Source organism: Streptomyces sp. MP131-18 (assembly GCF_001984575.1).
Taxonomy (GTDB): domain Bacteria; phylum Actinomycetota; class Actinomycetes; order Streptomycetales; family Streptomycetaceae; genus Streptomyces; species Streptomyces johnsoniae.
Map to the genome: position 1 here is coordinate 291,597 of NZ_LZNS01000001.1, position 12,632 is coordinate 304,228.

8 protein-coding genes and 6 pseudogenes are annotated in these 12,632 nt (G+C 70.8%); 7 read left to right on the forward strand and 7 right to left on the reverse strand.

The genetic code is table 11. From position 1 onward, the window contains the following. The first annotated feature begins 354 nt into the window (after positions 1–354). Positions 355–1,263, forward strand: coding sequence for a TIGR03619 family F420-dependent LLM class oxidoreductase (locus tag STBA_RS01475; protein WP_077057495.1), 909 nt, complete (start codon positions 355–357; stop codon positions 1,261–1,263). Between the two features lie 1,069 nt (positions 1,264–2,332). Here STBA_RS01475 and STBA_RS38555 read toward each other — a convergent pair. Next, a pseudogene (locus tag STBA_RS38555) lies at positions 2,333–2,628 on the reverse strand (substrate-binding domain-containing protein); the annotation flags it as partial. A gap of 834 nt (positions 2,629–3,462) precedes the next feature. On the opposite strand from STBA_RS38555, the gene STBA_RS01490 reads away from it, so the two are divergent. Continuing rightward, positions 3,463–5,856: a penicillin acylase family protein gene (locus STBA_RS01490; RefSeq protein ID WP_077057496.1), complete on the forward strand. Its 2,394-nt coding sequence runs from the start codon at positions 3,463–3,465 to the stop codon at positions 5,854–5,856. 445 nt (positions 5,857–6,301) lie between these two features. Here the strand turns inward: STBA_RS01490 and STBA_RS39215 are convergent. After that, positions 6,302–6,580 (reverse strand): annotated as a pseudogene (locus tag STBA_RS39215) (transposase); the annotation flags it as partial. Positions 6,581–6,594: 14 nt separating this feature from the next. After that, the gene (locus STBA_RS01500) at positions 6,595–7,425 is read right to left on the reverse strand and encodes a helix-turn-helix transcriptional regulator (RefSeq protein ID WP_077057498.1); all 831 of its coding nucleotides are present in this window, start codon (positions 7,423–7,425) and stop codon (positions 6,595–6,597) included. Positions 7,426–7,527: 102 nt separating this feature from the next. On the opposite strand from STBA_RS01500, the gene STBA_RS01505 reads away from it, so the two are divergent. The 4 genes and pseudogenes from STBA_RS01505 to STBA_RS01520 all read left to right on the forward strand — a co-directional run bounded on the left by STBA_RS01505 (position 7,528) and on the right by STBA_RS01520 (position 9,261). Beyond that, complete coding sequence (locus STBA_RS01505) at positions 7,528–7,761, forward strand: NAD(P)-binding domain-containing protein (RefSeq protein ID WP_143659404.1); 234 nt, start codon at positions 7,528–7,530, stop codon at positions 7,759–7,761. After that, positions 7,742–7,912, forward strand: a pseudogene (locus STBA_RS39400) (NAD(P)-binding domain-containing protein); the annotation flags it as partial. The gene STBA_RS01505 and the pseudogene STBA_RS39400, both read left to right, overlap by 20 nt. Before the next feature lie 61 nt (positions 7,913–7,973). After that, the gene (locus STBA_RS38565) at positions 7,974–8,171 is read left to right on the forward strand and encodes an NAD-binding protein (protein WP_077057500.1); all 198 of its coding nucleotides are present in this window, start codon (positions 7,974–7,976) and stop codon (positions 8,169–8,171) included. A 313-nt stretch (positions 8,172–8,484) separates the two neighbouring features. After that, positions 8,485–9,261, forward strand: coding sequence for an SDR family NAD(P)-dependent oxidoreductase (locus tag STBA_RS01520; protein WP_077057501.1), 777 nt, complete (start codon positions 8,485–8,487; stop codon positions 9,259–9,261). 68 nt (positions 9,262–9,329) lie between these two features. On the opposite strand, the pseudogene STBA_RS39405 reads toward STBA_RS01520, so the two are convergent. The 3 genes and pseudogenes from STBA_RS39405 to STBA_RS01525 form a co-directional block, all read right to left on the reverse strand. After that, positions 9,330–9,588: pseudogene (locus STBA_RS39405) on the reverse strand (Tn3 family transposase); the annotation flags it as partial. 47 nt (positions 9,589–9,635) lie between these two features. Next, a pseudogene (locus tag STBA_RS35440) lies at positions 9,636–9,864 on the reverse strand (IS1380 family transposase); the annotation flags it as partial. A 410-nt stretch (positions 9,865–10,274) separates the two neighbouring features. Next, the gene (locus STBA_RS01525) at positions 10,275–11,108 is read right to left on the reverse strand and encodes an oxidoreductase (protein ID WP_077057502.1); all 834 of its coding nucleotides are present in this window, start codon (positions 11,106–11,108) and stop codon (positions 10,275–10,277) included. Between the two features lie 108 nt (positions 11,109–11,216). On the opposite strand from STBA_RS01525, the gene STBA_RS01530 reads away from it, so the two are divergent. Then, positions 11,217–12,134 carry a LysR family transcriptional regulator gene (locus tag STBA_RS01530; protein WP_077057503.1) on the forward strand — a complete coding sequence of 306 codons (918 nt, stop codon included), beginning with the start codon at positions 11,217–11,219 and terminating at the stop codon, positions 12,132–12,134. Positions 12,135–12,280: 146 nt separating this feature from the next. On the opposite strand, the pseudogene STBA_RS38570 reads toward STBA_RS01530, so the two are convergent. After that, positions 12,281–12,403, reverse strand: a pseudogene (locus STBA_RS38570) (alpha/beta hydrolase); the annotation flags it as partial. Positions 12,404–12,632 lie beyond the last annotated feature (229 nt).

Consider the following 12,632-nt stretch of genomic DNA (forward strand, 5'->3'; position numbering starts at 1 on the left):
CAGCGCGAGCCGCGACCGATACGGCGACTGATTCGCGAGTTCGGGCGTCCGACGTAGATTCGGGTGCGGCTGAAGATGCCCGGGGGCCACAACTCGATGAGAAGCCAGCTCCTTCGGTGAGTCTGCGGCAGCGGATGAGGGGGCAGGCGATGCCGGCGAAGGCGAGGAAGTGAACGGCCTTGCGTGCACAACGGCGGTGGAGGCGGCGGCATCCGGCGAGTCGGGCACGGGTGCGTTCGGGTATCCGCCGACGGCGTCCCGGTCGCCGGCAGACTCGATGCCTTCGCAAGAAAAACGAAGTTGCTGCTTCGGCATCGGAACGGTCAAATCATCATTATCTCTCCAGGAGTTCGTATGCGCATCGGATTCTCGCTTCCTCAGTACGGCGCGATGGCCCAAGAGCTCAGCAAGCTTGCCGACTTCGCCCGACAGGCCGAAGAGCTCGGCGCCGACAGCCTATGGGTGGGTGACCGCGTGCTGGCCGCGGTGAATCCGAGCGTGGGCTACGGGGGAATGGACACGATTCCGTGGCAACTGCACACCATGCTCGACCCGTTCGTGGCGCTGAGTGTTGCCGCAAGCGTCACCGAACGGGCGCTGCTGGGCACCTCCACGCTCATCGCCCCCTGGTATTCCCCGCTGCTACTCGCCCGGTCGCTGACCGGCGTCGATGTGGTGAGCGGGGGGCGTCTCATCCCCGGCCTCGGCACCGGCTGGTCGCCCGAGGAGTACCAGGGCGTGGGCATTCCCTGGGAGGAGCGGGGCGCGAGGCTGGACGAGTGTCTGGATGTGCTGGAGGCGGTTTGGACCACCGAGCCCGTCGCGCAGCACAACGGCAGGCACTATGCCTTTCCCGCCGCCCACATCGGGCCCAAGCCGGTCCAGCGCCCTCGGCCCCCGGTCTATCTGTCCGGCTTCGCCCCGGCCTCCCAACGCCGGGCGGCCCGCCGCGCGGACGGCATACTTCCCGTGGCGGTGCCCGTCCGGGGTTCCGCATTCGACCCTGCTGCCGTGGTCGACCGGCCGCTGCAACAGGTCCGCCGCATGGCCGAGGCCGAAGGTCGCGACCCGGCCGGCATCGACGCCATCCTGAGGATCAACCCCACCTCCGAGTCGACCGTGCCGGAGATCGCGGACATCATCCTCCGTACGGGAGACGAGACTGACGTCGACCACGTCTTCGTGGACTTCGTCTACCTGGCCGACCAGGGCGTGGACCAGGCACTTGGGCTGCTCCGGCGGACACTGGAGCTGACCCGCTGAGAGTCGGGTACGGCGAAGACCTGGCAGCCGCACAGCCCCTCTCCCGGGCGGTAGCGGCGGAGAGCAGTGGTCACCGACGACCGGCCGCACCGGCTCCCTGGCCATCCGGGCAGGGCGTGAGGCGCCTGGGAGGGGGGAGGTCGCCGGCTCGTCCCGCGATGTGACCTCAACGCCCCAAGCCGAGCGGCGGTATGGATGCACGTGTGGCGCAGATCGTGGAAGCGGTGGGTGAGGGCGCGGATGGTGCAGCCGTAGCGGCGGCGCCAGGCGGGATGCGGTGCGACGAGTTGGTCGTCCACGTGGACGGAGCGGCGTCAGGAGCGGGCGATCAGGGCGTAGCGTTCGCCGGTGACCGCCTGGTGCCCTGCGCCGGCAATCCGCCCTCAGGTCCGGTATGAGCGCTTCTGGTGTGCGTCGTCGGGGTCCGAGGCCGGAGCCGTTGCTGCTGGACGGCGACGAGCGAGTGGTGCTGGAACGGTGGACCCGCCGGGCGAAGTCGTCGCAGGCGTTGGCATTGCGGGCGCGGATTGTGCCGGCGTGTGCGGGCGAGGAGGTGCCGCCGATCGTCGCGGTCGCAAGGGGCCTGCGGATGATCGCGGACACGGTCCGCAAGTGGCGGCGGCCCCTCGCCGACCGGCCGGACGGGCTGGTCGACGAGCCCAGGCCGGGTCGGCCTCCCCACGGTCAGCGTCGAGGAGCTGCAAGGAGTTGTGGTCGCCACCCTGGAGGAGATCCCGAAGCCTTGTCGCGCGAGGGCGTGCCCCGCCGATCCGGTGCGGGTTCTCCGGCCCACACCGCCGCCGACCCGCCCCCTCCCCTGGCCCCAGTTCAGACCTCGGCAGCCGGTACGCCAGCGCATACGTGCTCTGCGTGCCCCGAGCCTTCGCCGAGAACCTCGACCGCCGGAAGGACTCGCGCAGCCGCGGATCAACCCGCCCAGCCGCTGAGAGCGCGTTCACGCTCCGCCAAGTCCCCCGGGGCCGGCCAATGCGCCCCCGTCACCGCCCCACAGCCGCACCACGACATGAAACAACTCAGCGAAAGTCGTCTCGGAAGGCGCGGGCTCCGTTCAGTCCTTGGGCGGAGCCGTGCTGTTCCGGACGATGAGGGTGGTCGCGATCTCCAGTCCGAGCCGCGACGCCCTCTCGCCACGGCCGAGGGCGAGCGCCAACTCGGTGGCCGCCACGGCCATCTCGGTCAGCGGTTGGTGACCCTCGTCAACGGCGGATCGACCCAGGCCACGACCGGCAGGTCGTCGAAGCCGACCACGCCTCCGTCCTCCGGCACGCTCAGCCCGATCTCCCGCGCCGCCTGGTAGACGCCCACGGCCTGAAGGCCGTTCGCGGTGACGATGGCGGTGGGCCGCACATCGCTGCGCATGAAGCAGATCTGGTCGTGGGATGCCTTCCAGATCGTGTAGACGACGTGGTGGCCGGTGCGGCCTTCCGACCCGCCGGTCCGCCGACCGCCCCCTCCACCGCGGCCCCGCCGAGCGACTGACGTTCTCCCACGTCGCCGACGGGGCCGCACCACCGCCACCGTCACCCCCATCACCACCGTGCGCGGGTCAAAGCGCGACATCAACCGCTCCCACCACACGGGCGCACCGCCGCTGGAAGCCGAGCCGCGCATGGCCGGGACACCGATGCCGGTGATGATGAGGCGGAACCCCTGGGTTTCCGGCGGTGGGCCAGGACATACGCCACGAGTGTGGTGGCCGGGCCGCCGGTCAGGAGCATGGTGATCGCGACGGCGGGGCGGAAGCCGGCGTCGATGGGGAACAGTGTTCCAGAGGGCGATGTCCTCGGCGTCGATGAGCGCCGAACGAAGCAGCCGTTCCCCGGGATAGGCACTCATAGGGGTTCACCCATGGTCTCCCCGGCGCGAAGATCCGGGAATGCGGGAACGATTGTCCGGTGCATCCCGGGCGGAAGCGCTGATTCCTCCGTCGCGCGGCTTCCCTGCCGCGTCGGCACGGTGCTCATCGCCCGGGGGTGCTCCGGCGACGAAACCCGCGTGACGTGCCCGGGCGACGAGTTCGTCCCCGCATGTGCCGCGGCCGTCCGTCCGCGGCGCCCCGGGCACCGGGGGCGCGCCCACGATCTCCCGAACGACCACCCCCGAACGACTGCGGATCGAGGCCCTCGTTCCCGCACTGCAGCGGTTCACCCACACCCGCGACAGCCACGGAGACATCTCATGCCCACCGTCACACGAAGATTCCTCGCGCCCGCACTGGCGGTGGCCGGTCTCGGCGCCGCCCTGCTGGCGCCCGCCTCGGCCACCGGCGGCGAAACACGCCCCGAACGCCTCGAAATACCGGGCCTGGACCGCCCGGTCGACATCACCGTCGACGAGTGGGGCGTCTCCCACATCAGGGCGAGGAACACCGACGACCTCTTCTTCGGGCAGGGCTTCACCGTCGCCCGGGACCGTCTCTTCCAGATCGACACCTGGCGGCGCGACGGCCTGGGCCTCCTCAGTGAGGTGCTCGGCCCTGAATACGTCGGGCAGGACACCGCCTCCCGGCTGTTCCTCTACCGGGGCGACATCGAGGAGGAGTGGGAGAGCTACGGCCCCGAGGCGCGTGCCGCCGCGACGCAGTACGCCGCCGGTATCAACGCCTACGTCGACTGGCTGGCGGACAACCCCGAGGCGCTGCCCGAGGAGTTCCAGCAGCTCGGCTACCAGCCTTCCCACTGGGAGCCCGAGGACGTCGTCCGCATCCGCGCACACGCCATCGGGGAAAATCTGCGCTGGGAGCTGGCACGCACCCAACTCACCTGCGCCGGCGGTATCGAGGCCAGCCGGTTCCTGAGGACGCTGGAGCCGGCCCACACCCCCGAGATCCCGGACGGTCTCGATCCGTGCAGCATTCCCGACGACGTACTGGCGACCTACGACCTGGCCACCGCCGGCGTCACGTTCGACAACGGTGAGATGCGGCCCACCGACCCCACCGCCGACGCGATCGCGGATGCCGGGGCCGGCAGCAACGCCTGGGCGCTTGCCCCGGAACGCACCGAGTCCGGTCGGCCGATCCTGGCCGCCGACCCGCACCGGACCAGCAACACCGCCCCGGCGAACCGCTACCTCGTCCACCTCACCGCGCCCGGGATCGACGTCATCGGCGCCGGCGAGCCCTGGAACCCCGGGGTCAGCTTCGGCCACAACGGGCACATAGCGTTCGGCCTCACCAACATGCCGATCGATCAGAACGACTTGTATGTCTACGAGTTGGACCCCGACGACCCGACCCGCTACCGCTACGGCGACGGCTGGGAGTCGTTCGAAACGGTCCAGGAGGACATCCCCGTCGCCGGTGCGGAACCGGCCGCGACCGACCTCCGGTTCACCCGTCACGGCCCCGTCGTCCGGGTGGACGAGGAGAACAACCGCGCCTACGCCGTCCGCAGTGCCTGGACCGAGCCGGGCACCTCCCCCTACCTCGGCGCCCTCGCCTTCCAAAAGGCCAGGAACTTCGAGGAGTTCAGCGAGGCCCTGGACGGCTGGAAGACCCCCGGTTCCCATATGGCGTACGCCGACACCGAGGGCAACATCGGCTGGGTGCCGGCCGGACTGATCCCACGCCGCACCGGTGACGGCTACGACGGCCTGCTGCCCGTGCCGGGCGACGGCCGCTACGAGTGGGACGGCTTCTACAGCCAGGAGGAGCTGCCGCGCGAACTCAACCCGGGTGAGGGCTACTTCGCTTCGGCGAACGAGTACAACTTCCCCGAGGGCCACCCGGTGACGCCGACCTACGAATGGCACCTGCCGTTCCGCAAGCAGCGGCTGGACGAGGTTCTCTCGGTCGCCGAGGACGCCACCCTCCAGGACTCGCTGGATCTACAGGCCGACCAGAAGTCGCTCTTCGCCACCCAACTGCTGCCTTACCTCGACGGGTTGACCTCCGAGGACCCGACCACCAACCAGGCCCTGGAGCTCCTGCGCGGCTACGACGGCGTCGCGAGCGAGGACTCGGCCGCCGCCGCACTGTTCGAGACCTGGGCCATGCTGAGCCTGCGGCCGAGCTGGCTGGGCATGCTGGTTCCCGAGGGCGCGGACAACCCGAACTTCTTCATCAACCCCGAAGTCACCGTCATGCTGGAGTCGTTCGCCAACCCGGACGAGTGGTTCGGCCCCGACGGCGCCCAGGTCCGGGACACGCTGCTGCTGGGGACCCTGGCCCCGGCGTTCCGCCTGGTCAGCGAGGACTTCGGCCTCGGCCCCGACCCCGCCGCCTGGCGCTGGGGCGACCTCCAGACGCACGTCTTCCGGCACCCGCTGGGGGACACGTTCGGCCCGATACCGCGCGGCGGCACCTACCACACGGTGCAGGCGTCCTTCTTCAATCCGCTCACCTACGAGCAGCTCGTCGGCCCCGTATTCCGGATGGCCGTGGACGTGGGCGACTGGGACGCCTCGCGGGCCATCAACGCCCCCGGACAATCCGGTGACCCCAGCAGCCCGCACTACGACGACCTGCACGAACTCTGGGCGGATGACGGAACGTTCCCGCTCCTCTACAGCCGGAGCGCCATCGCGGAGCACGCGAGTTCCCGCGTGATCCTGCGGCCCGCTCGCGACTGAACCCACGGCGCCGGAGGCCCTCCCGACTGCCGGCGCGGTGAACCGAGCTCATCAACGCCGCCCGAGGTCCGTGCAAGCCCATCCCGATGGGCCGGCACGGGTCTCGTCCGGCGCCCGCCGGGGACGGCGGGTGTGCCTCGGCCCGAGCAATGGCCTCCCGCCCGCCAGCGGTGTACGCCGAGGCCGGGGCCACGTTCGGTGCCACGTCGGGCGATGCGCGGATCATCTCGAACCGTCGGACCTGGTCGCGGTAGCTCTCGTGGTCGTAACCGCGGTCGGCGCGGAGGTGCTTCGGACGGCGCAGCGGTTGACAACGTTTACCTCTGATCGGCGAGAGCGCTCGGAGCCACCCTTCACCGCCCGCACATGCCTCGAGTCGACCGACGCCCGAAACAGGGCCAGCATGCCGGCCAGCAGCAACTCGTGCAGGCGCTGCCAGGCTCCGCCGCCGCCAACAGGTCGTCCCGGAGCCGAAGCCGAGTTCCTGCGGCAGGTGACGCCAGGGGATGCCGGTGTGGAGCACGAACAGGATGCCGCACAGGACCCGCCGGTCATCGAGCAGCCGACGCCCCGGGGACCGGAGACACCGCCCGACCATCGGCAACAGCGGCTCGACACGCTCCCACAGCCCATGGTCGATCTCCCACGGCTTTCCCCCACGCTGCACCTCGGCCGCAGCGGCGCGAGCTGGCAGAGCGACATTCCCGATGTCCGAAGACCTCATTCTGTTTCCAGTCCTCAGCCGATGAGTGTCTGTGTGCCTATGACGGAGAGCAGGGCGAGGCGTTCGGCGTCTTCGGTTCCGGGTTTGGCGGTATAGGCCATGATGCGCAGATGATCTCCGGCGACGTGGAGGACATCGCAGTCCAGGGTGAGGGTGCCGACGGCGGGATGGTCGATGGTCTTGCGGCTGGATTGGTGTTCGGCGGTGGCGCCGGTGTCCCAGAGTTCGGCGAAGTGGGCGCTGCGCCGTTGGAGCCGTGTGATCAGGTCGGTGAGTGCCTGGTCGTCGGGGTAGAGGGCCGCGGTGCGTCGGAGGTCGGCGGCGAGGAGTTGCTGGAGGGCGCCGTTGGATTCTGGGGTGTGGCGTACGCGGGTGGTGGCGGTGATGAAGGCGCGCCAGGCGGCGTTGAGGTCGGGGCCGTGCCAGTCTCCTATGAGAGCGGTGTAGAGGGGGTTGGCGAGAAGCTGGGTCCAGGTGGCGTCGTAGACGGCGACGGGGGTGCCGTTCAGGCGGTCGAGGATGCGGTGGACGCCGGGGGTGATGTGGCGGGGGACGGTGCCGGGGCCGGGTTCGGCGAGTCCCGCGAGGTGGAAGAGGTGTGCGCGTTCTCCTTGTGCCAGGCGCAGGGCGCGGGCGAGGGCGTCGACGATCTGGGGTGAGGGGTTGGTGGCGCGGCCCTGTTCGAGGCGGATGATGTAGTCGGCGGAGATGCCGGCGAGCTGAGAAAGCTCTTCACGGCGCAGCCCGGGGGCGCGTCTGCGGCCGCCTGGGGGCAAGCCGGCCTGGTCGGGGGTGACGCGGTCGCGCCAGGTGCGCAGGGCCGCCCCGAGTTCTGTCTGGGGCATGGCGCCATTGTGGCAAAGTGCCCTTTTGTTTTTCCTGGTACTGGTAGCCCCAGGAAGGCGGGTCTACTACCTCATGATGTGCTTGGTGCGCATGCTGAGTGCATGAGTGAGACACCAGCGCCTCAGGGCACTCCCGTGGTCGGGGTCATCGGGTTGGGCGATCAGGGTCTGCCGATGGCCCGGGCAATCGCCGAAGCCGGTTTCCCCTTGCACGTGTGGGCTCGCCGTGCCGCGTCGCTGGAGCCGCTGGACGGCGTTGCGCATCAGGTGGCGGACTCCGTCGAGGAGCTGGTGGTCGCCTCGTCTGGTCACGCGGATGCTGCCGCACCTGCGTGAGCTCACGGTCGTCGTCAACCATGGCACCGGCGTCCCGGCCGCCGCCGTCCGGCTTGCCGGACAGTGCGCGGCCGGAAACGTCGCGGTTTTGGACGCTCCGGTCGGCGGTGGGCGTCCGGCGGCCGAGGAGAAGCGGCCGGCCTGCATGGGCGGCGGACCTGGCGAGGCCGCTGAGCGCTGCCGACCGGTGTTCGACTCGCTCTCCGCGCGTCGTGCACCTGGGGAACAGCGGGGCGGGGCAGACGGCGAAGCTGTTCAACAACGCGCTGCTCATGCTCAACCAGCAGACCATCGCCGACATCGCCGCCCTGACTGCCCGGGTGTATGTGGATCTGAGCTCGCTGGTGGAGGTCCTCAAGCTCGGCAGCGGCTCCAGCGCAGCGCTGAGCCCGGCAGCGCCGACTTCGTGACCCGGACCAAGGCGATGGCCGACCGAGGTGATGTGGCCGTCTACCGGCTGGGCCCGCCCAGCGTCCACGTCAACGGGGGTCGGGCGCTGGCGGAGCTGCCGCTGGTCATCGAGTGGCGCATCGACGTGAACGGCGTCGAGGCCGATCTGGCCTCCACCGCCAGGGCTACATCGTCGGCACCGACGATCGGGGCGATGGCCGACCCGAGTATGGCGCCGCCCGGTACCGAGCGAGTTCGCCCGGCTGCACCACATCCCCACCACCCGCCCGGCCGCCTGGGCCGGAACACCCCTTGTCGGAAGGAACACCCCTCATGAGCAAGCTCGCCCTTGTCACCGGCGCGACCTCCGGCATCGGCAAGGCGTTCGCCGAACGCTTCGCCGCCGACGGCTACGACCTGATCATCGTCGGCCGCCGCCAGGACCGTCTCGTGGAGTTCGCCTCCGCCCACCCTGAGGTGCACGTCCGCACCGTCGCCGCCGACCTGGCCGCCCAGGACGGCATCGACACCCTCGCCGAGATCTGCGCCAGCGAGCCGCTGGACATGCTGGTCAACAACGCCGGCGTCTCCCACTACATGCCGCTGGCCGACCTGCCCGCCGACAAGGCCCGCGAACTGGTCAACGTCAAAGTGCTCGCCCCCACCCAGCTCATGCGCGCCGCCGTCGGCCCCATGCAGCAGCGCGGCGCCGGCACCATCCTGAACGTCGCCGGGATGATCGCCTTCTCCGGCCCCGCCGACAAGTCCGTCATGCCGCGCCGCGCCGTTTACGCCGGCACCCTGGCCTACCTCGTCGCCATGACCCAGACCTTGGCCGCCGAGGTCGAGGACTCCGGCGTCGAGGTCGGCGTGGTCTGCCCCGGCGTGGTAGCCACCGAGTTCCACTCCTCCCAGGGCCTGGACATGAGCGCCGTGCCGCGCATGAGCGCCGACGACCTCGTCACCGGCGCCCTGCGCGGCCTGGAACTCGGCGAGACTGTCAGCGCCCCCGGCGTGGAGAACCACCGGCTCCTCCAGGACGTGTTCACCGCCGACCTCGCCGCCTTCGGCGGCCAGTCCCCCCGGCTCGCTACCCGATACACCATGTAACAGACGCAGGCGGCGCGACCGGCGCCCTTCGAAGATCTGACGCAGTACGGGCTCCGGCCCGCCTGACCTCAGCCCTGCTGCCCGTCGTCGTCCTCGTCCGGTCCGGGCGCGTCCGGGATCGCGCAGGGGATGCAGGACACCGTCGGCCGGGGCGGAGGCGGTGAAGCTGTATCGCCCAGGACGTTGCGGTCACGGTGCTTGAGCGGGGACAGGCGGACGATGTCCTCATCCCGGAGTTCGTGGTTCTCCGGCGCGCGACTGGGCGACGGCGGCGTCGATGCATCGGCTCGACCAGAGGACGACGGCGTTGAGGACCAGGCCGGGGGACCACTGCCAGGCCCCTCCCACCGCCGCCACGTTCGGCAGCCGCATGCCCTCGGCCAGCCCTTGAGTACATCTCCGTCGATCTCGGCGCCCCAGGAGCCGTCCCGGATCTCTCCGTCGGGTTCGGTGGCCGGCGTCCAGGCCGAGCCGGGGACCGACCGAGTACGACAGCCACCGGCCCCGCTTGGGTAGCCAGGCCACGAACGCGTGGGGGCCGCCGCCGGAATCGGTCCGGATCAGTGTCTGCCGCCCGCGCCGGTACTTCTTCGGCAACTGGGCCCCCGGGGGTGGCAACTCGGTGGTGAGCACCCCGTACCGCGAGACGGACGAGACGGACGAGACGGAGAGGCGCCGTCCATTGAGGTCTGCCTCGTGCAACACGGAGTCGGGACGCCACACTCCCGCCGACACCACCTGCGCCACACCGGCCTCGCGCACAAGACTGCCGGCGAGCACGGTTCGATACCGCCTCCAGTCCCCGCGCGGCCGAGCGGTTCGTCACCGGGGCTCCGTGCCCTGCGTGCGGACGCGCAGTTCTACAACGCCGGCACGGTGGCCGGGGGTTGTGGTGGTGGCCTCGGCGTGGAAGACGGAAGCCAGGGCGCCTGCGGCGTTCGCGTCAAGCGGGCCATCGCTGCCGTACCCGAGGGCGCGTGACGGTCGAATCCCCCGTCGTGCCGGAGGTGGTGTCAGTCGCCGAAGTCGGTGGAACGAGTGAGCTTCTCCCAGGAGCGGAGTTCGGTGCCGGCGCGGTCGAGGTGGTCGATGATGGCGTCGGCGGCGTCGTTGCCGAGCGGCAGGCGCAGCGGCGGCTCGTCGGCGTCAAGGGCGGTGAGGATGGCGGCCGCGGCCTTGGCCGGGTCGCCGGCTTCCTGGCCGTTGCCGCCCGGCAGCCCCGAGCGGACCGGCCCCACGGTGTCCTGGTAGGCATCCAGCGCCGCGTACTGTTGCAGGGACCCGGCGTCGGCGAAGGTGGTACGGAATGCGCCGGGCTCGACGATCAGCACCCGGATGCCGTGCGGGGCGACCTCGGCGGCCAAGGCCTCGGAAAGTCCCTCCAAGGCGAACTTGGTGGCGGAGTAGGCGCCGACTCCGGGGAAGGAGAACCGCCCACCCATGCTGGACAGCTGAACGATGGCGCCTGAGCGCCGGTGTCGCATGTGCGGCAGCGCGGCCCGGGTGAGCGCGGCCGGGCCGAAGAAGTGCAGGTCCATCAGGCTCCGCAGCTCCGCGTCGGTGGCCTCCTCGACCGCCCCCACCGTGCCCCGTCCGGCGTTGTTGACCAGAATGTCGATCCGGCCGTGCCGGGCTACCACGCCGTCAACCGCAGCCTGGACGGCCGCGATGTCGGTGACGTCCAGCGATAGCGCCTCGACCTGATCCGGGTGCGCGGCGACCAGGTCGTCGAGCAGTTCAGTGCGGCGGGCGGCGGCGACCACGATGTCGCCCGCGGCCACTGCCGCTTCGGTGATCGCGCGGCCGAGCCCCTTACTCGCCCCGGTGACCAGCCATACCTTGTTCATGTTCTTCTCCCTGTGCCGGGTGATCCGCCGTTCTCGGCGGGTCCGTGCGAACCACTCTGCGCGGCAGACCAGTTGCCCGTCCAAGACCTGCCGTGATAGCCGTTGGTTATGGACGTTCACGGACGCGATCTGAGGTACTTCGCCGCAGTGGCCGAAGAGTTGCACTTCACGCGCGCGGCCGAGCGGCTTTACGTCTCGCAGCCCGCACTGAGCAAGCAGGTCAGGATGCTGGAGAAGCAGGTGGGGGCCGCGTTGTTCGAACGCGACCGGCGCGAAGTGCGCCTGAGCGAGGTCGGCGCAGCGCTGCTGCCGCACGCCCAGCGCATTCTCGCCGAGTGGGAGGCAGCCCAGGAGACAGTCGCCCGGGTCATGGCCGACCGGGCGGCCGTCCTCGTCGTGGGAATGAGCACCAGCCCGGGGCGCGGGGGCGTGCTGCCGGCGATCCGCTCCCGCTTCACCGCCGCCTGCCCCCAGGCCCGCCTCAGACTTCGCCATGTCCCCTGGCACGACTCGACCGCCGGGCTCGCCGATGGCACCTGCGACGCGGCGTTCGTCTGGCTGCCTCTGCCCGAGCCGGACCGCTACCGGTGGGTGGTGGTCACCGAGGAGCCACGCTTGGTCGCGATGGCTGATACTCACCCGCTCGCCGACCAGGAGAACGTCGACTTCGCCGATCTGCTGGACGAGCCGTTCCTCGCTCTGCCCGACAGCGCCGGGCCCCTGCGGGACTACTGGCTCGCCACCGACGCCCGCGGCGGGACGCCCGCGCTCATCGGCGCGGAGGTGGCGAGCACCGAGGAGACGTACGAGGCCCTCGTCGCCGGTCTCGGCGTAGTCCTGCTGGCGGCCGGGAATGCCCCGCTGATCACCCTCGGCGGAGTCGTCACCCGTGTGGTGCGGGGCATCTCGCCCAGCCGCTTTGCCCTTGCCTGGCGCGCGGACGACCGCCGTCCGCTGGTACACGAGTACGCACGCGCCTGCGAGCACGCGGCCGAGACCACGGGCGGCGGCAGGGCGCGGCCGTGAGAGGTGCCGGGCCCGTCCCCGAGGCGAAGGACGGAAGCCGTCCCGCGACCGGCCGATGCCCGGCGAACGTTCATGTGACGCGGGCACCAACACAGGCCGGCCTGGCCGTCGAAGGCCGACACGGTGGCCTCCGCTCCCATTCCCCGGCCGGGGAAGGGCATGACGCCGTCCCTCACCTCGAAGAAGTCGGCGTACAGCTGACCGTGGGGGGACGGGAAGCCGCCGATGAGGGCGGCCTTGGCCAGCCGCTCCGGCCGCCGGTCGCGGGACGCGTTCGTTCGCGGAGCCGCTGATCTGTGATCCGGCGCACGCCCACACCTCGGCCGGCAGGCTCTTTCGCGCCCCACCGCAAGTCCCGGAACCGCGCGCGGCGGCCACGGAGGCGCCGGATCGCGGTGGTGACCAGACTCACATCCACCGAGGGCGCGACCTCGGCAGCGCGGGTCCGGGCCCCCGGCCGGTGCCATCGCGGCTCAGGAGCGTAGACTCAAGTTTCCA

Coding starts and splice junctions, on each gene's coding strand:
- STBA_RS01525 (WP_077057502.1), bottom strand. CDS start 11,108: ATGAACAAGGTATGGCTGGTCACCGGGGCGAGTAAGGGGCTCGGCCGC.
- STBA_RS01475 (WP_077057495.1), top strand. CDS start 355: ATGCGCATCGGATTCTCGCTTCCTCAGTACGGCGCGATGGCCCAAGAG.
- STBA_RS01505 (WP_143659404.1), top strand. CDS start 7,528: ATGAGTGAGACACCAGCGCCTCAGGGCACTCCCGTGGTCGGGGTCATC.
- STBA_RS01520 (WP_077057501.1), top strand. CDS start 8,485: ATGAGCAAGCTCGCCCTTGTCACCGGCGCGACCTCCGGCATCGGCAAG.
- STBA_RS01530 (WP_077057503.1), top strand. CDS start 11,217: ATGGACGTTCACGGACGCGATCTGAGGTACTTCGCCGCAGTGGCCGAA.
- STBA_RS01500 (WP_077057498.1), bottom strand. CDS start 7,425: ATGCCCCAGACAGAACTCGGGGCGGCCCTGCGCACCTGGCGCGACCGC.
- STBA_RS01490 (WP_077057496.1), top strand. CDS start 3,463: ATGCCCACCGTCACACGAAGATTCCTCGCGCCCGCACTGGCGGTGGCC.